16 protein-coding genes and 1 riboswitch are annotated in these 17,795 nt (G+C 66.0%); of the genes, 1 reads left to right on the top strand and 15 read right to left on the bottom strand.

Features of this window, described 5'->3' with window-relative positions:
* The 11 genes from G8E10_RS22550 to G8E10_RS22500 form a co-directional block, all read right to left on the bottom strand.
* Window positions 1-1,029, bottom strand: coding sequence for a zinc-binding dehydrogenase (locus G8E10_RS22550; RefSeq protein ID WP_110799094.1), 1,029 nt, complete (start codon window positions 1,027-1,029; stop codon window positions 1-3).
* A gap of 45 nt (window positions 1,030-1,074) precedes the next feature.
* Window positions 1,075-2,358 carry a beta-ketoacyl-ACP synthase gene (locus G8E10_RS22545; RefSeq protein WP_132710384.1) on the bottom strand — a complete coding sequence of 428 codons (1,284 nt, stop codon included), beginning with the start codon at window positions 2,356-2,358 and terminating at the stop codon, window positions 1,075-1,077.
* Window positions 2,355-3,572, bottom strand: a complete 1,218-nt coding sequence (locus tag G8E10_RS22540; RefSeq protein ID WP_167130766.1) for a beta-ketoacyl-ACP synthase — start codon at window positions 3,570-3,572, stop codon at window positions 2,355-2,357. Before G8E10_RS22540 ends, G8E10_RS22545 begins: the two co-directional genes overlap by 4 nt.
* Before the next feature lie 4 nt (window positions 3,573-3,576).
* Window positions 3,577-4,071, bottom strand: coding sequence for a 3-hydroxyacyl-ACP dehydratase FabZ family protein (locus tag G8E10_RS22535; protein ID WP_167130765.1), 495 nt, complete (start codon window positions 4,069-4,071; stop codon window positions 3,577-3,579).
* A gap of 186 nt (window positions 4,072-4,257) precedes the next feature.
* Complete coding sequence (locus tag G8E10_RS22530) at window positions 4,258-4,536, bottom strand: acyl carrier protein (protein WP_110728080.1); 279 nt, start codon at window positions 4,534-4,536, stop codon at window positions 4,258-4,260.
* Window positions 4,537-4,686: 150 nt separating this feature from the next.
* Window positions 4,687-5,127, bottom strand: coding sequence for a L,D-transpeptidase (locus tag G8E10_RS22525; protein WP_110799098.1), 441 nt, complete (start codon window positions 5,125-5,127; stop codon window positions 4,687-4,689).
* A gap of 101 nt (window positions 5,128-5,228) precedes the next feature.
* Window positions 5,229-6,203 (bottom strand): adenosylcobinamide-phosphate synthase CbiB, encoded by a 975-nt coding sequence (gene cbiB / locus G8E10_RS22520; protein WP_167130764.1) that lies wholly within the window; start codon window positions 6,201-6,203, stop codon window positions 5,229-5,231.
* On the bottom strand, window positions 6,203-7,204 hold the full coding sequence (gene cobD / locus G8E10_RS22515) for a threonine-phosphate decarboxylase CobD (protein WP_167130763.1): 1,002 nt from the start codon (window positions 7,202-7,204) through the stop codon (window positions 6,203-6,205). The genes cbiB and cobD overlap by 1 nt, the downstream gene beginning before the upstream one ends.
* Complete coding sequence (locus G8E10_RS22510) at window positions 7,201-8,526, bottom strand: cobyrinic acid a,c-diamide synthase CobB (protein WP_167130762.1); 1,326 nt, start codon at window positions 8,524-8,526, stop codon at window positions 7,201-7,203. Before G8E10_RS22510 ends, cobD begins: the two co-directional genes overlap by 4 nt.
* Window positions 8,523-9,344, bottom strand: coding sequence for a uroporphyrinogen-III C-methyltransferase (cobA, locus tag G8E10_RS22505; RefSeq protein ID WP_132710373.1), 822 nt, complete (start codon window positions 9,342-9,344; stop codon window positions 8,523-8,525). Before cobA ends, G8E10_RS22510 begins: the two co-directional genes overlap by 4 nt.
* The gene (locus G8E10_RS22500; RefSeq protein ID WP_167130761.1) at window positions 9,341-9,838 is read right to left on the bottom strand and encodes a cobalamin biosynthesis protein; all 498 of its coding nucleotides are present in this window, start codon (window positions 9,836-9,838) and stop codon (window positions 9,341-9,343) included. The genes cobA and G8E10_RS22500 overlap by 4 nt, the downstream gene beginning before the upstream one ends.
* Window positions 9,839-10,294: 456 nt before the next feature.
* Between G8E10_RS22500 and G8E10_RS22495 the strand changes: the two genes are divergently transcribed.
* Entirely contained in the window at window positions 10,295-11,080 is a 786-nt protein-coding gene (locus G8E10_RS22495) for a TSUP family transporter (RefSeq protein ID WP_167130760.1), read from the top strand.
* Here the strand turns inward: G8E10_RS22495 and cobO are convergent.
* The 4 genes from cobO to cobU are packed head-to-tail and all read right to left on the bottom strand — an operon-like array spanning window position 11,077 to window position 17,118.
* Entirely contained in the window at window positions 11,077-11,706 is a 630-nt protein-coding gene (gene cobO / locus G8E10_RS22490; protein ID WP_110728088.1) for a cob(I)yrinic acid a,c-diamide adenosyltransferase, read from the bottom strand. The genes G8E10_RS22495 and cobO overlap by 4 nt on opposite strands.
* 18 nt (window positions 11,707-11,724) lie before the next feature.
* Window positions 11,725-15,486, bottom strand: coding sequence for a cobaltochelatase subunit CobN (gene cobN / locus G8E10_RS22485; RefSeq protein WP_167130759.1), 3,762 nt, complete (start codon window positions 15,484-15,486; stop codon window positions 11,725-11,727).
* A gap of 21 nt (window positions 15,487-15,507) precedes the next feature.
* Window positions 15,508-16,590 (bottom strand): cobalamin biosynthesis protein CobW, encoded by a 1,083-nt coding sequence (gene cobW / locus G8E10_RS22480; RefSeq protein WP_167130758.1) that lies wholly within the window; start codon window positions 16,588-16,590, stop codon window positions 15,508-15,510.
* 3 nt (window positions 16,591-16,593) lie between these two features.
* Window positions 16,594-17,118, bottom strand: a complete 525-nt coding sequence (gene cobU / locus G8E10_RS22475) for a bifunctional adenosylcobinamide kinase/adenosylcobinamide-phosphate guanylyltransferase (RefSeq protein ID WP_110728091.1) — start codon at window positions 17,116-17,118, stop codon at window positions 16,594-16,596.
* A gap of 187 nt (window positions 17,119-17,305) precedes the next feature.
* Window positions 17,306-17,705, bottom strand: a riboswitch (cobalamin riboswitch).
* Between the last annotated feature and the right edge of the window lie 90 nt (window positions 17,706-17,795).

Raw genomic sequence — 17,795 nt, 5'->3', positions numbered from 1 at the left:
TCAATCCAGCCGCAGGACGATCTTGCCGAACACCTGACGGCCTTCCATGCGCTCCAGCGCGCGATCGATGTTTTCGAAGGTCACTTCCGTATCGATGACGGGATGAACGAGGCCGCGCGCCATCTTCTGCATGGCATTCGCCATGTTCTCCATCCGGCAGCCGAACGAGCCGATGAGCTTCAGCTGCTGCTGGAAGAGCATCATGAGGTTCATGTCCGCGGAAACGCCCGAGGTGGAGCCGCAGGTGACGAGGCGCCCGCCCCGCTTCATGCAGAGCATGGAGCCGGCCCAGGTGTCCTTGCCGACATGCTCGAACACGACATCGACGCCCTTCTTTTTCGTCAGCTTGCGCACCACGCCTTCGAAACGGTCGGTGCGGTAGTTGATGACGTGATCGGCGCCGAGGGCCTTGGCCTTCTCGATCTTGTCGTCGGAGCCGACGGTGGTGATGACGGTGCAGCCGATCTTCTTGGCAAGCTGGATCGCCGCCGAGCCGATGCCGGACCCGCCGGCATGGATGAGGATGGTCTCGCCCGGCTCAAGCTTGGCATTGTCGAACAGCATGTGCTCCACCGTGCCGAAGGTGACGGGCGCAAGCGCTGCGGCAACGGCATCGATGCCGGGCGGTGCCGGCACGAGGAGGCGGGCGGGAAGATTGACCTTCTCCTGCGCAAAGCCATCGAGGTGGAAGCCGTGAACGCCGCTCACATGTTCGCAGAGATTGTCGCGGCCCTCGCGGCAGGGACGGCAGAGGCCGCAGGTGCGGGCGCCGTAGATCGACACGAGCTGACCCGGCAGGACGTTGGCAACGCCCGGCCCGATGGTCTCGACCACGCCGGCAGCCTCAGCGCCGATGACGAGGGGCATCTTGCGCTTGGCGAACGCCATGCCGCGCCAGCCCCAGACGTCGATATGGTTGAGCGCCACGGCCTTGACGCGCAGCGTCACTTCGCCCGGACCGGGTGCGTCCGGCTCCGGCAGGTCGGTGACTTCGAGCTTCCGGTCGTCGATCAGTTGCAGCGCGCGCATGGTCTTTTCCTTATCGTTTCCGCGAGGTCGTCAATGCCGCCGGCCTCAGGCCGGTTCCGCCGTCATGACCAGGCTGGCATTCTGTCCGCCGAAGCCGAAGGAGTTGGAGAGCACGGCTGTCACCTGCGCATCGCGCTTGACGTTCGGCACCACATCCAGGGCAATGGCCGGATCGGGGTTCTGGTAGTTGATGGTCGGGGGCAGCGTGCCCGTGAGAATCGTCTGCAACGAAAACACCGCCTCGACGGCGCCGGCCGCGGTCAGCGTGTGGCCAATCATCGACTTGTTCGAGGAGACCGGGATGCGGGCAAGCCCTTCGCCGAAGACGGCGGACATCGCGCCATATTCCATCTTGTCGTTCTCAGGCGTCGAGGTGCCGTGCGCGTTGACATAGCCGACATCGCTCTCGGCAATGCCTGCATCGGCAAGTGCGGCGCGAATCGAGGCGATGGCAGGCCCGCCATCCGGCGAGGAGCGCGTGCGGTGGAAGAGATCGGCCTTTTCGCCGCAGCCCTTGAGAATGCCAAGCACCTTTGCGCCGCGCGCGACCGCGGCTTCGAGCGATTCGAGCACCAGCGTGGCGGCACCCTCGGCGATGACGAAACCATCACGATCGCGCGTGAAGGGCTTTGAAGCCTTTTCCGGCGGGTCGTTCTGGGTGGAGAGGGCCGAGAGCAGCGAGAAGCGGATCAACGCTTCCGCGCTCACCGAGCCGTCGGTGGCGACGGTCAGCGCGCGGGTCGTGCGACCCTGGCGGATGGCCTCGACACCGAGCTGGATCGCGGTGGCACCCGAGGCGCAGGCGGTGGACAAGGTCACCGGAAGCCCGCGCGTTCCGAACCGGTCGGACAGACGCTCGGAGATCGCGCCAAACAGGGCGGCCTCGTAGAACACCGGATCGGCCTTTTCGCGCATGGCAGCGAGGAACCGATTATAGGCATCGGCCGGCTTTTCCGACGGCGGCGAGCGGTCGGCGAGCGCAAAGCGTGCGCTCCATTCCGGCTCGATCGGCGGCGCGGCGAGAAACAGCGGTCCGTCGAAATCGCCGGAAATGCCGGCTTGCGCCAGCGCTTCCAGCGTGGTCTCCCGCGCCATGGCGTAGGACCGCTCGACGGAGTTTTCGTTGGGAACATCGATGAAATCGACCGTTCCGCAGATCCGCGTCGACAGTCCATCGGTCGGGAAGCGGGTGATCTTGTGGATGCCGGACACACCGCCGGTCAGCGCGGCCCAGTTGTCCTGAAGACCCTGGCCGAGCGACGTGATGACGCCCATACCGGTAACGGCGATCAGCGGGCGACCCAGATGGTCCTTATAGGCATTGGTCATGACGAAAGCTCCTCTGCACCCGCTTTGGCATGGGCTGTGAGTACGGCGATCCCCTCGCCTCTGCCGTGGCCGAGCGTCGTGACGATGGCGTGCTTCGGGGCGCGCGTCATCAACGGTTCGGAGGGATCGAACGGCGGTACGACGGCCCCGGCATCGAGCGCAAGCGCGGCCAGCGCGAGACCCAGCGGAAACTGCGCCTCGATCCCATGCCCGACGGCGCCGCTATAGCCGCGCACCGGCGCATTCGGGAACCGCGTCTCCAGCCATGTCCGTTCCTGCGTGGCGAGATCGGCAAGGCCGCTGGCGCCGGAGAACACGACGGTATCCTCGCCCGGTGCGGTCTCGCTCAACTGATCCAGCCGGCGTTCCAGCCCGCCGCCTTCGCGCTTGCCGCGGTCGCCGCCGACGGCATCGATGGTCGCATAGATGCGCGCGCCGCGGCTTTCGGCATGTTCGCGCGATTCGAGCACCAGGAAAGCGCCGACCGAACCGAGGATGATGCCGCCGCCCTCACCGTCCGCGCGCGACCACAATGGACGCCATGGACCGGTCGCGTGCGCCTGAAGCGCTTCCACGAGCAGGATGATATCGAGCCGCTCGGCCGACAGCGCGCCGCCGACCAGCGTATGGCTGGACTGGCCCGCTTTGATGCGGGCGAAAGCCGTTTCGACCGCGGAAATGCCGGCGGCCTCTTCGCCCATGAAGGTGCGCGAGGATCCCGTGACCTTGTGGACGATGGAAATGTTGCCGGCCATCAGGTTGGAGAGCTGTGCGAGGAACAGCGTCGGGCGCAATTCCGTGGTCAGCTTTTCATTCAGCAGATGTTCGCGGTCGTTGCGCTTCAAGCCCTCGTCCACGATCAGGCTATCGACCGCAATGTCGCGCTCGCCGCCGCCGGCCGCAACGATCATGTCCATCGTGCCGCAGGCGTCCGTGTCGTCCTTCAGCCCGGCATCGTCGAGCGCGAGGCCCGCGCTGAACACGCCGAGGCGCTGCCAGTTCTCCATCTGCCGCTGGTCGCCGCGCTTGGCGATCTGGGCCGACCAGTCGATGGCCGGCAGCGGGTGGACGGGATAGGGCGCAAAGCGCTCCGTCTCCACCACAACCGCAGGCGCCTCGTCCGCCGTGAGCATGGCGACATGCGGCGCGACACCCACGCCCTGGCTGGTGACGATCCCCACCCCGGTGATCACGACATCGTTGGCGGCCTTCATGCGGTCACTCCTTGGACGATTCTGGGGACAGCTGGGCGGCCAGCGCCGCCATGAGCCCGACCTCTTCCGCCCGCTTGCGGACGAGGGGTCCAAGCGGCAGCTGGTCGAACGGGACGGTCCTCAATTTCAGCTGGGCATCGGCAATCCGCTTTCCCGCGGACGAGATCTTCGCCTTCGTGACCGCAAAGCCCGAGCCGTCATGCTCCAGCACGACCTCGATGTCGAGCACGGCTTCCGGCTCCACGAAGGAACGCATCTTGGCGCCATCCACGGTCATCAAAAACGGCATCGCGGCGAAATCGGTCACGGCCAGCACGAGAAAGCCGGAGGCCTGCGCCATCGTCTCGATGAGGAGGACGCCGGGGACGAGCGGATAGCCCGGGAAATGCCCCTCGAAGACCGGGCTCCGGGCCGGCACGACGGAGCGGGCGCGCAACGTCTTTGCCGTCATGTCGACGGCCTCGACACGGTCGATCATCTGGAAATATTCAAGCAGCATAAGACATCATCCGCTGACCAGTTTCAAACCCATGACGGGAGACCCGCAACAGGTATCGAGGACCGGTGACGGCGGCACCCGGACATTGCGTTCGAGGCCGTCAGGTAGAAACGGCGATGCCGCCTGTCAAGCGCGCAAGAGCGGCGTCAGGCGGCATCGCGGAACGGGTGCAGGTGGAAAGGCCGATCAGGCCTTGGCAGCGCGCAGTTCGTCGATCTTGGCACAGAGGTTCTTCAGAACGAAGTATTCCTCGGTCGTCGCCTTGCCTTCGTTGACGTCCTGCGTCCACTTTTCCAGCGGAATCTTGATGCCGAATTCCTTGTCGATCGCAAACACGATGTCGAGGAAATCGAGGCTGTCGATGCCCAGATCGTCGATCGTGTGGCTTTCCGGCGTAATCGTCTCGCGATCGATCTCGCTGGTTTCTGCAATGATATCGGCGACCTTGTCGAATGTGGCTGTCACGCGCGGACCTCTTTGAGTGGCAAGTTTTGCCGAAGCTATAGGGTAACTGCGCAGGAAAAGCCAATGGCCTTCCGGCCGTGCCGGGATTTTTGCGCGGCCCTGTTGCCGAAAGGACCGCGTTGCAGCATGGGCGACCTCCGGGGGCGATCTTCAGTCGGCGATGACGATGCGCGTGTTCCTCAATCCGGCCTGGCTCGCCAGCGAGAAAAACGCCGCCGCGTTCCGCGGATGCAGCCGTACGCAGCCATGCGACGCCGGCCGGCCCAAGCGCTTCAGATCAAAGGTGGCGTGGACGGCATAGCCGCCGTTGAAGAAGACGGCGAAGGGCATGGGCGCGTCGTTGTATTTCCGCGAGCGGTGATCGCGGGAGAGCCATTTCGCGCTCCAGCTGCCCTGCGGCGTGACATAGCCCCGGCGCGCCGTGGAAACCTGCCATTGATGCAGGACGATCCCGTTTTCGGTCACCGTCATCGTCTGGCTGGCAAGACTGATGCGGGCGACGAGCGTCGCCGCACTTGCCGTGTCCGGCATGACAGCGGTTGCCATAGTCATGCACGATACCGCCACAGCGGCGAGAAAAAAACGACGCATCCGATCCCCCTTAGCGTACCGCAACGGTACGATGTCCCCACTGCGGACGATACTGCCGGAGGAGGACGCAGAAAGACTTAAACAGCAGTGGAAACAGAGCGTTAAAATAGGTTCTGAAATACGGCTGCGGAGACCACGACAGCCAGCGCCAGCGTGCAGGCGGCGTGGTAGACCCTGACGCCGCGCAAAATGTCGTCTGCCGTGGCGACCGGCCGTCCGGCAGCGTTCATCATCGGCTCCTCGACCCGGCCACCGGCGTAAAGGCGGGGGCCGGCGAGCTGAAGATGGAGCGCGCCTGCCATCGCCGCCTCCGGCCAGCCGGAATTGGGCGACCGGTGAAGCCCCTGATCGCGCAGGGCGACGGACAGCGCATCGCGCCCAGACCGCTGGCCAAGCCGCCAGTACGCTCCGCCCGATATCAACAGCATCGACAGCCGCGCGGCCGGGAGATTGGCGAGATCGTCCAATCGTGCCGACGCCCGGCCGAAGTGGAGATAGCGCTCGGTCTTGTGACCGATCATCGAATCGGCGGTGTTCAGCATTTTGTACGCGAGCAGTCCGGGGAGACCGCAGATCGCATACCAGAAGAGGGGCGCCACGACTCCGTCCGAGAAGTTCTCGGCAAGGCTCTCGATGGCGGCCCGGCAGACGCCGGCTTCGTCGAGGCTCTCGGGATCGCGCCCGACGATCATCGAAACCGCCCGCCGCCCGCCCGCAAGCCCGCCCTCCTGCAGGCCGGCGGCAACCCGCAGGACGTGATCGGACAGGCTCTTCTGCGCGAGGAAGATCGCGACGATCAGGGCCTCGATCGCGGCGCCGGCAAGACCGAGCGAGGACAGTGCAACGTGGATGAGAAGGCCGATCGCAGCGGACAGGAGAAGCAGCCCTGATATCGCCACCACGCCGCATCTGCGAAGCTGCTCGTCGCTGAGATGCGACTGGTTCATCCGGCGTTCGCAGGCGGCGATCGCCGTGCCGAACAGCACGACGGGATGCGGCAGGCGGCGCCACAGCCAATCGGGATCGCCGACGACACGATCGATTGCAAGGCCGGCCGCGAGAATGAGAAGGCGCATCAGGCAGCAACCTTGCCAAGGACGTCGAGAAGACGGAGGTCGGATGCCGGATCGGGCGTCAGGCCGATTCGCACCCAGCCGGGTGCGTAATCGAAGCTGCGGGTGAGGATATGCTGCTCGCAGAGGGCATGCTGCAAGGCAGCGCCATCGGTGACCTCGATAAGCGAGAACAGATGCGTGCCACCGATCGTGCGGAGGCCAGCTTGTGACAGGACCTCGTCCAGCCCGGCCTTCCGCTCGGCGATTCGTGACCGAAGGCTTTCGATGTCACCCTGCAGAAGCTGTTCGGCGACCGACAACGCCGGTCCGGAGACGGCCCAGGGGCCGAGTGCTGCGGCCAGCGCCTCCAGCACGGCGGGCACGGCCATGACGAAGCCGAGGCGGATGCCGGCATGGCCGAAGACCTTGCCGAAGGAGCGGAAGACGATAAGACCGGGATGCGCGAACGCCTCGGCCGCGACGCTGTTTCCCGAGACCCCGTCGCCGAAAGCTTCGTCCACGATCAGCCGTCCGCCCTGCTCGGCCATGCGGTCGGCGATATCGAGCAGCGCGTCTCGCGGCAGAAGGCGTCCCGTCGGGTTGTTCGGATTGACGACGATGGCGAGACCGTGATCGGGCCGAAGCTCGCTGATATCCGAGATCAAATCGACGGGGAGACCCGACAGCGACAGGACCCGATGATACTCGCCATAGGTTGGCCCGAGAATGGCGGCCGGGCGGCCGGGCGCGGCGAGCGCCGGCAATTGCTGGATGACGGACTGCGTGCCTGGGACGGCCAGCGGCCGATGCTTGCCCGTGCCGTAAAAGACGCCTGCTGCCATTTCGGTCCGGTGCACGAGATCCGCATCCGGCAAACGGTGCCAGGCGGATGCGGGAATATCCGGCAGCGGCGGTGGGCAGGGATTGATGCCGGTAGAGAGGTCGAGCCAATCCAAAGCCACGCCACCATAACGGCCGATCGCGCGGGATAGACCGCCGCCATGCTGGATCGGCGCTGTCATGCCGGCTCCGCCGCGGTGTGTTCGGGCGCGCGGTCGATCAGGTGCATGAAGGAGCCGGCAACCGTTCCGGCGCGAAGGCCGGCGGTGCCGAGCGAGGTGCCTACGGCATCCTCAACCGCGAACAGAGGCGCGGCATCCCCTTCCGAGACGATCGTCGCATAGTGAAACTCATGCGCCATCATCGGCTTGAAGAATCCCGTTTCATCCAGCGGCCGGATGCGGCGATAACCGAGATGCCGGCGTCGTTCAGCAAAGCTGGTGGTCAGCGGCAGAAGGCCGAGCATCGGGTAGCGCGTGCCCGACGCATCGACAAGCCCCTCGCCGAGCGTCATGTAGCCGCCGCACTCGCCGAAGACACGGGCATCGCGCAGAGCCGCAGCCCGCATGCCGGCGCGGAAGGTTTCGGCGGCCGACAACGTGCCCGCATACAGTTCCGGATAGCCGCCGGGGAGATAGACGGCATCGGCATCGTCTGCCGGCACCTCGTTCGCCAGCGGTGAAAAGAAGGAGAGGCTCGCGCCCGCTGTGTGCCATCCGGCCAGCAGGTGCTGATAGGCGAAGGCAAACGCGACGTCGCGCGCGATCGCGATTCGCGACCCGAGCGGGTCCATGGCGACGACGTGGTCCGTTGCAGGCTGCACGGGACGGGCGCGGCGTCCGAGCGCCACCAGCGCGTCGAGATCGCACCCCGCCTCGACGGCATCGGCGGCGTGGTCGATGAACAGATCGAGACCGCCCTGCTCGCCGGCCTGCACGAGGCCGAGATGGCGCTCGGGTAGAGCGAGGCCCGGATCGCGGCCGATGACGCCGAGCACAGGCATATCGATGGCATCAAGCGCGCCGCGCAGCATGGCCTCGTGCTTCGGACTGCCGACCTTGTTGAGGATGACGCCGGCAAGTTGCACGTCGGCGCGGAAGCGGGCGTAGCCGGACACCAGGGCCGCCACCGACTGCGCCATGCGTCCACAATCGACCACCAGCACGACCGGCAGACCCAGAGACGCCGCAAGATCGGCCGGCGCGCCGGTGCCATCCATCGCCGCATCGAAGAGGCCCATCATGGCCTCGATCACCAGAAGGCGGCCATCGTCCCGCGCGCGGGATGCCTGCGCATCGAGCAGAGCGGGGCGCATGGCCCAGGGATCGTAGTTGACGCAGGCGATGCCGCAGGCCGCGGTGTGGAAGGCGGGATCGATATAATCCGGGCCCGCCTTGCCGGGAGATACCGCGACGCCGCACCGGCTGAGGGCACGCAAAAGACCTAGCGTGATGGTGGTCTTGCCGGAGCCGGAAGATGGGGCGGCGATCAGGATGCCGCTCATGCCGTGCGTTCCCTCGCCAGAGCCGCATCGGCCTGCTCGGAGCCGAGCCAATCGAGAACGGCGCGCAGCCGCACGACCTCTCCGAGGACGACGATGGCCGGTGGCGAGACGCCGGCGGAGGCAGCATCGGCCGCAGCCTGCCCCAGCGTCGTTTCGAGAACCGACTGGCGGGACGTTGCGGCGTTGCTGACGAAGGCCAGCGGCTCGTCCGGCGCGCGGCCGGCGGCCAGGAGGTTCGCGGTGATCTCGCTGATATGTTTCATGGCCATATACATGACGATGACGGGTGAGCCCTTGGCGACGCTCGCCCAATCGACGCGATCCGGCACGAGGCCCGAGGAATCATGGCCGGTGAGGAAGGTGACGACATGGGTGATGTCGCGGTGGGTGACCGGAATGCCCGCATAGGCGAGACCGCCGATACCCGCGGTGATGCCGGGCACGACCCGGAAGGGAATGCCGTGCTCGACCAGCACCAGCGCCTCTTCCCCGCCACGACCGAAGACGAAGGGATCGCCGCCCTTCAGCCGCAGCACCCGCTTGCCCTCCCGGGCGAGCGCGACGAGGCGCAGAGAGATATCGCGCTGCTTCGGCGAGGGCTTGCCGCCGCGCTTGCCGGCGAACTCCAGCACGGCGCCGGGCCGCGCGAGAGACAGGCAGGCGGCATCCACCAGCGCGTCATGCACGATGACATCCGCCTGTCGCAGGGCGTTGACCGCATGCAGCGTCAGCAGGCCAGGATCGCCCGGGCCAGCCCCGACGAGCCAGACCGCGCCCGGCGCCATCAGCGGCAGGCCTTCGAAGGGAAAATCACTCATCCCGCCAACTCCAGGGCCGGCAAAGATGATTCGATCTGAGAGGATCTGACCAGACCGGTCGAAGACATCGCGGCAAGCACCTGTTTCGACTCGGCTTCCACCACGGCAGCGGTCGCTTGGCGGGAGGTACGCTTTTCCACCACCAGCCGTCCGCCAATCCCGGCAGCGGCAAGGGCCGATGCCTCCGCGACGCTATGGCATCCGGTCAGGCGAAAGACGTCCGGCGATGGCGTCGCGATGCGCGGCGTCTCCGTCTCCAGTCGGACGGCGTCGAATGTCAGGAGCGGAACGGCGAAATGATCGGCAAGAGCGAGGATGGCGGGCTCGGTGGCGCGGGCATCGAGCGAGGCGATGGCGTGAAGCGGCAGCTTGGGGTAGCCGGCATCTGCCAGCACGGCGCAAGCGAGATCGAGGACGTCGGCGACGGATGCACCCGGCCGGCAGCCGAGGCCGAGAACGAGCCCACGCTCCGTCGTCTCACCGCTCATGGTCATTCCACGCTCTCCGCTGCACGCCACCTGTGCCCGAAGGGGCAGAACAGGAAGCCGCGTTTCAGATCCGGCAGCGACGTGGCGGTCGATGACGACACCACAGGCTACAGTCGCGCAGACGCCGAGCGGCCGGGGATCTCTCCCCGGTCGAGGCCTCGACAGCTCCGGCATGAGCCCCCGATCAGGGTCGGCCGCACCGGACGCGTTTTCAGCCCGAACCGGGCGCCGTCGCATGAAGCATGACTTACAAGAGATTTGCGCGAACCGGAATGGATGATGAAGATTCCATGGCAGAATCGACGAACCCGGGTTTGACGATCGCGGTCGGTCGGCAACACCCTGCGCCTCGGCAAGGCCTTCCTTTTCCCCGCCGGCTCTGCCAAAGAGCTTGCGTGTCTGCGCGCCGAGCGCGCGCACCCCTAGATATCCCGCTGCCGGCGTCACGGCCCAAGGTCCATCGTGCACGATCTCGCGTTTCATCTGCTCCTTTTCCTTTTCCTTGCCGCGTTCATCGCCGGCTTCATCGACAGCATTGCCGGCGGCGGCGGCATGATCACGGTGCCGGCCATGCTGCTCGCCGGTCTTCCGCCGCTGGAAACGCTCGGCACCAACAAGCTGCAATCGCTGTTCGGCTCGGGTTCGGCCAGCCTTGCCTATGCGAAAGCCGGCCATGTGGACCTGAAAAGCCAGCTGCCCATGGCGCTCCTGTCGCTGGCCGGAGGCGCCATCGGCGCGGTGGTGGCAACCGTCGTGCCGGGCGATGTGCTGCGCGCCGTGCTTCCCTTCCTGCTGATCGGCATCGCTCTCTATTTCGCGCTGAAGCCGAACGTCGCCGATCTCGATCGCGCCCAGCGCATCACGCCCTTCATCTTCGGCCTCACCATCGTGCCCGCCATCGGCTTTTACGACGGCATCTTCGGGCCCGGCACCGGCTCTTTCTTCATGCTGGCCTTCATCGCCCTTGCCGGCTTCGGCGTGCTCAAGGCGACGGCGCATACCAAGCTCCTCAATTTCGGCTCCAATCTCGGCGGCTTCCTCGTGCTCGCCTGGTATGGCGTCGTGCTGTGGAAGGTCGGGCTGATGATGGGCGTTGGGCAGTTTGCGGGTGCGCAGCTCGGCTCGCGCTTTGCCATGAAGCGCGGCGCCAAGATCATCAAGCCGCTGCTGGTCATCACCTGCATCGCGCTCGCCATCCGCCTGCTCGCCGATCCGGCGAATCCAGTCCGGGTCTGGCTCGGGTTTTAGTACTCCACCCCTACCTGCGCCTTGATGCCCGAGCGGAACGGGTGCTTGACGAGCTCCATCTCGGTCACGAGGTCGGCGATCTCGATCAGTTCCTCGCGGGCATTGCGGCCGGTCAGTACCACATGGGTCATCGGCGGCTTTTCCTCGCTGAGAAACCGCACGACCTCGTGGATGTCGATATAATCGTAGCGTAGCGCGATATTGATCTCGTCCAGCAGCACCATGGAATTTGCGGGATCGCGGATCAGCTCTTTTGAGGTTTCCCAAGCCTTCTGCGCCATCGCGACGTCGCGGGCACGGTCCTGCGTTTCCCAGGTAAAACCTTCACCGAGCGTGTAGAAGCGGCAGAGATGCTGGAAATGCGTCTCGATCAGCGTGCGCTCGCCCGTCTCCCAGCCGCCCTTGATGTACTGCACGACCGCGGACGGCATGCCGTGGGCGATGTGGCGGAAGATCATGCCGAAGCCGGCGGTGGTCTTGCCCTTACCCTTGCCGGTATGGACCATGATGAGGCCCTTGCCGTCGGTTTTCGTCGCCATGATCTTTTCGCGCGCAACCTTCTTTTTCGCCATCTTCATGGCGTGGCGCTCCAGATCGACCTCGGCGGCCGGTGTTTCCTCGGTCATATCAGTCCCTTTGGGTTCTCACGACGCCCTGAGCGTCAGGCTGTTGGAAAGCTCGAAGCGGGCCGAGTTAGAACGCGGCTGCCAGTATCCACGGTCGATCGCGTCGGTCAGCCGGGCTGCCAGGTCACGGAAGGCATGGCGGTTGGCCGCCTCCATGAAGGCGCGCACGGCATCGTCCAGCACGAAGGCCTGGTAGACCGCCTCGAAATGCTGGCTGCGGACAGCACCTGTGGTGGCGGCAAAGGCGAAGAGATAATCGACGGTCGCCGCCATCTCGAAGGCGCCCTTGTAGCCGTGCCGCATCATGCCGGCGATCCATTTCGGATTGACCACCCGCCCGCGCACGACGCGGCCGATCTCCTCCTCGAGCGACCGGATCACCGGCTTTTCCGGCCGGGAATGATCGTTGTGGTAGATCACGGGCCGCGTGCCCGAGAGGTGTTCGATGGCCGCGCTCATGCCGCCTTCGAACTGGTAGTAGTCGTCGCTGTCGAGAAGATCGTGCTCGCGATTGTCCTGATTCTGCACGACGGCCTGTACGCCGGCGAGGCGTGTTTCCAGCACCTCGCGCGCGTCGCGGCCCTCCGCATGCGCGCCATAGGCATAGCCGCCCCAGGTGAGATAGGCGTCGGCAAGCTCGGAGCGTTCGGGTCCGCGCTTCTCGTCCATCAGCGCCTGCAGGCCGGCACCGTAGGAGCCGGGCTTGGAGCCGAAGACGCGGTAGGAGGCGCGGCGTTCGGCATCTGCGGCACTCAGCCCCTTCTCGCGCCATTCCGCGCTCTCGCGGCGGATACGGGCGGCGATGGCGTTGTCCTCGTCGTCCTCCTCCAGCGCGCCGATCGCACGGACCGCACTGTCGAACAGCGCGATCTGCTCGGGAAAGGCATCGCGGAAGAAGCCAGAGACGCGCAGGGTGACATCGACGCGCGGGCGGCCGAGAAGCGCCGGCGGCACGATTTCGTAGCCCGTGACCCGCCGCGACATCGGGTCCCAGAGCGGCTTCGCGCCGATGAGGGCCAGCGCCTGCGCGATGTCGTCGCCGCCGGTGCGCATGTTGGAGGTGCCCCAGGCGGTGAGGCCGAGCGCCGTCGGCCACTCGCCATGATCCTGCAGGTAGCGCCGGATCAGGAGATCGGCCGATTTCCTACCGAGTTCGAAGGCGGCCGGTGTCGGCACGGCGCGGCTATCAACGGAATAGAAGTTGCGCCCTGTCGGCAGCACGTCCGGCCGTCCGCGCGTCGGCGCGCCGGAGGGTCCGGGCGCGACGAACCGGCCGTCGAGACCGGCCAGCAGGCCGGCGATCTCCGCCGGTCCGCAGGCGGTCAGCGATGGTTTCAGTCGTGCCTCGACGGCATCGAGAACGGCGCGCGTCGCCGGCCAGCCCACGGGACAGGCGATCTCACCGCCGACGAGCTTTGCCGCGAGAAGCTCGATGCGCTCGACGGTGTCGCCTTCGCTGCGCCACGGGTCGTCGCTGACGGCCAAGAGCATTGCCGGGCGCGGCCCCTGCCAGAGCGTGGCGGGCGCGCAATCCAGCGGATCGAACACCGGTATGTCCGTGCCCTCCCCGTTGACCAGCGCGCAATCCCGCGAAATCGCCCGCTGCAGGCTCGCGTCTCCACCCTCGCCGGTGCCGCGCGGCACGCGCGCGAGCCCCAGTGTCAGGTCGGTCAGGAGCCGTCCTTCGGGCGAGACACCGAAGACGTGGAGACCATCGCGGATCTGCATCTCCTTGAGATCGCAGAGATAGGCGTCGAGCTTCTGCAGCGCCGCATCCTCGCCATCCGTCTCGGCGATGCCTGCATCCGCATCGAGCCCGATATCGCGCACGAGGTGCAGGATCTGGTTGGAGAGCAGCCGCAGGCGCCGCGGATCGCCACCGGCCGCGTCGTAATATTCATCGACCAGACCTTCGAGGTCGCGCAACGCGCCGTAGGTCTCGGCGCGCGTCAGTGGCGGTGTGAGGTGATCGATGATGACGGCGCTGGTCCGGCGCTTGGCTTGGGTTCCCTCGCCGGGATCGTTGACGATGAACGGATAGAGATGCGGCAGCGGGCCGAACACGGCTTCCGGGTAGCAGGTCTCCGACAGCGCCAAGGCCTTGCCCGGCAGCCATTCGAGATTGCCGTGCTTGCCCATGTGGATGACCGCATGCGCTCCGAAGGCGCGGCGGAGGAAAGCATAGAAGGCGAAATAGCCATGCGGCGGCACGAGGTCCGGCGAATGGTAGGTTTCCTTCGGGTCGATATTGTAGCCGCGTGCCGGTTGAATACCGATCAGCACGCCGCCGAGGCGCGCGAGCGGAAGCGCGAAACGGTCGCCATCTGCGTAAGGATCGCGCGAGGGACCTCCCCAGCGTGCCGTGACCTCGGCTTGAATCCGTTCGGGAAGCGTTGCGAAGAACGCGTTGTAATCCTTGAACGATAGCGTCTCGCGGATATGCCGCCCATCGCGGGCTGCGTTGGTCGGGCCTTCCATGAGATGCCGGATCAGTGCATCGCCGTCTGCGGGCAGATCGGTCGCGGGATACCCCGCCTTGGCCATGGCGCGCAGCACCTCGATCGTGCCGGCCGGCGTATCCAGCCCGACGCCGTTGCCGAGCCGACCGTCGCGGTTCGGATAATTGGCGAGCACGATGGCGATCTTGCGGTCGGCGGGCGGCGTGTGGCGCAGGCGCGCCCAGTTCGCCGCCAGTTTCGCCACGAAGGCGACCCTGTCCGGCAGAGGCGCATGCCCGACGATGTTGGTCTCGACCGCCTCGTCATAGATCGCGGCCGCCTTGAAGGAGACCGCACGAGAAAGAATGCGTCCGTCCACCTCGGGAAGCGCGACGTTCATCGCGAGATCGCGCGCCATCAGGCCTTGCGACGAGCTTTCCCAGGCCTGCCGGGTCGAGGCGGAGAACAGCACCTGAAGCACCGGCGCCCCACCGGCGTCGAGCACGGTTCCCTTGTGATCGCCGCCCGGTGCGGAGACCGCAAAGCTCGTGGCGTTGAGGACGACATCCGGCGTGAACCGCGCGAAGATCGCCTCGACCGTGCCGACGGACAGGGCATCCTTCAGGCTGGAGACGAAGACCGGGAGAACCCGCATTCCCTCGGCAGACAGCGCCTCGACCAGCGCGGCCACCGGTCGTGTCTCGCCGGACTGGACGAGTGCGCGATAGAAGCAGAGCGCCACGATCGGCTGCTGCCCCGCATGTGCGCGTCCCCAATCCGCAGCACCGATAATGCCCGCTTCCGGCGACCAGATGCCGGCCCGCAGCAACGGCGTTGCCGCCGGCGGCCGCTCTCCGTCATCGACGACCGCGCCGGCATAGGCGAGGAACCGCTGCATATTGTCGGGACCGCCCTCGGTGAAGTAGGCCAGCATCGCCGCCCGATCCTCGGCCGACACGGTGGAATAGGCGTCGAGCGCGGGATCCGGCTTGTCGTAACCCGGAAGAACGGCGATCTTGGCACGATGGGTGACGGCCGTGGCGTGGAGCGCTTCCAGCACGTAACTAAAATAGGACGCACCGCCGAGTGCGCGCACGACGATCAGCTTTGCATGCCGCGCGGTGCGATCGACATAGGTATCGACCGACATCGGGTGCTTCAGCGACAGAAGGCTTGCCGCCCGCAGGGTTCGCCCGCCGTGCGCGGTCTTGCAGGCGCTCGCGATGGCGGAAAGCTCCGTATCGGCGGCGGACAGGAACAGGATCTCGCCAGGGGACTGACCGAGGTCGATGGCCTCGTCCCCGTCCGAGATCGTGCCTTTCTGCGCAAGAAGAAGATGCATCCGCCGCTGATCCTGCCTGTTTTATGCCGCTGCCGCGACGATGGCAGCGCGCACCGCAGCCTCGTCCAGATCGTGAAGCCCGATGACGACGAGGCGCGTGCGACGCACTTCGCCGGCCGCCCACGCACGGTCGAAATAGGGATCGATCCGCGTTCCCACGGCCTGGATCAGAAGCCGCATCGGCTTGCCGGGAACATCCGCAAAGCCCTTCAGCCGAAGGACGTCATGTGCGGAGACGATCTCCTTCAGCCGCGATACGAAAGCGGTGGTATCGGCGATCGGGCCGAGTTCGACCACGAAGCTCGCAAACTCGTCATGGTCGTGCTCCTCGCCCGCCTCGTGCTCCATCTCGTGATGGGACTTGCGGTTGGCGATATCGTCTTCCGTACCGACGCCGAGGCCGAGCAGCACCGAGGCCGGCACTGCGCCATTGGCGGCCTCGATCATCATCGGCTTGCGCGTCGTCCGCGAGGCGACCTCGCGCCGAACGGCTTCGATACCGGCGGCATCCAGCAGGTCGGTCTTGTTGAGAACGATGAGGTCGGCGGCGGTCAGCTGGTCCTCGAACAGCTCCTCGATCGGGCTCTCATGGTCGAGATTGTCATCCTCAGCGCGCGCGGCATCCACCTTGTCATGATCGTCGGCGAAGCGACCGGCGGCGACGGCGGCGCTGTCCACCACGGTGATCACGCCATCCACCGTCACCTGCGTGCGGATATCCGGCCAGTTGAACGCGGCGATCAGCGGCTGCGGCAGCGCCAGACCGGAGGTCTCGATGACGATATGGTCGGGACGGCCCTCCCGCTCCAGAAGACGGGTCATCGTGGGAATGAAATCGTCGGCCACGGTGCAGCAGATGCAGCCATTGGTGAGCTCGATGATATCGTCCTCGCTGCAGGCCTCGGCCCCGCAGCCTTTCAGGACGTCGCCATCAACGCCGAGATCGCCGAACTCGTTGATGATCAGCGCGATCCGCCGGCCATCGGCGTTTTCCAGAATGTTGCGGATCATCGTCGTCTTGCCCGCACCGAGAAAGCCGGTGATGACGGTCGCGGGGATCTTGGCGCCCGGTGTTTTCCGGTCGCCGGTTTTGGAAAATGTCATGGATTAACCTTTCATCTTGAGCGGCAGACCTGCTGCCACGAAATAAACGTCGCGCGCCTGTGCCGCGACCTGCTGGTGGAGCCGGCCGGCATGATCGCGGAAGTCCCGCGCCATGCGGTTGTCGGGCACGATGCCAAGGCCCACCTCGTTGGAAACGAAAATAACGGAGGCGCGAAGCGCCGGGAGGCTGTCGACGAGGCGCGCCGACTCCGCCGCGATATCGCGCTCCTCCAGCATGAGATTGGTGACCCACAGCGTCAGGCAATCCACAAGAACGACACAGCCGACCGCGTCGATGGCGGAGAGCCGACCGACAAGATCGAACGGCTCTTCATGCGTTGTCCAGAGATCGCCGCGCGACGTGCGGTGCGTGTCGATCCGCGTGCGCATCTCGTCGTCGAAGGCGCGGCCGGTGGCGATGTAATGCCGGACAAGGCCCGTTTCCACGGCCAGCCGTTCAGCAAAATTCGACTTGCCGGAGCGTGCGCCGCCGAGCACGAGCGTGGTACCATGAAGGGGGGATGTCATGATCGCGCGGCTATCCCGCTGCTCCCATAACGTAAAAGCCAACGCGATCCGCGGGGTCTGCAGGCGCCTGCCGGGCATGAACCGAAATCGCATGCGTAAAAATCGCTGGCCCGGGAGACCCGGTGGGCGAACGTCTCGTGTGCCACGACAACCTCCGTGCTGGCGCTGGAACGCTGCATCATGAGGATGCGGCGCGGTGTGGCTGGCAGGTCTCCTGGCTCACGGCGTCACGCAGGGTTCAAACCCTGAGAACGGGTTCGCCTCGCCTTCCCGAAACAGTTTGCCTGGCCTTTGACGGCCGGGTCGATGTCGAAGAGGTGGACGATTCGTAGATAAGGAGGCGTCCGACCCCGGTTGCTCGCATCGCTGCTTCAGTGGCTTTTCCGGCCCTGCCCTTCAGGTGACGCCAGCCGCACCACGCGGCATGGTCCGTCGCCCATGAGGCGAGACCGGATGGCGAACCCTGACCGTTCTACAGTCGCGGGGTCGGCTGCGATGAGGATGCCCTGTGTGGGTCCATCCCTTCGCATTCCCATTTACTCCCGAACGACACGCGCCGCACGGGAACCATCCATACGCCAAGATTAGGCGCGTCGCTGGATCAAGTCAATCTTCCGCGCTATGTCCGCATCTCCGCCCGACCCGAAGCTCAAGCGTTTCCTTAGCGGAGACGCCCG

The organism is Ferranicluibacter rubi, from assembly GCF_011603255.1.
Taxonomy (GTDB): domain Bacteria; phylum Pseudomonadota; class Alphaproteobacteria; order Rhizobiales; family Rhizobiaceae; genus Ferranicluibacter; species Ferranicluibacter rubi.
This window is presented reverse-complemented; position numbering and strand designations above follow the sequence as displayed.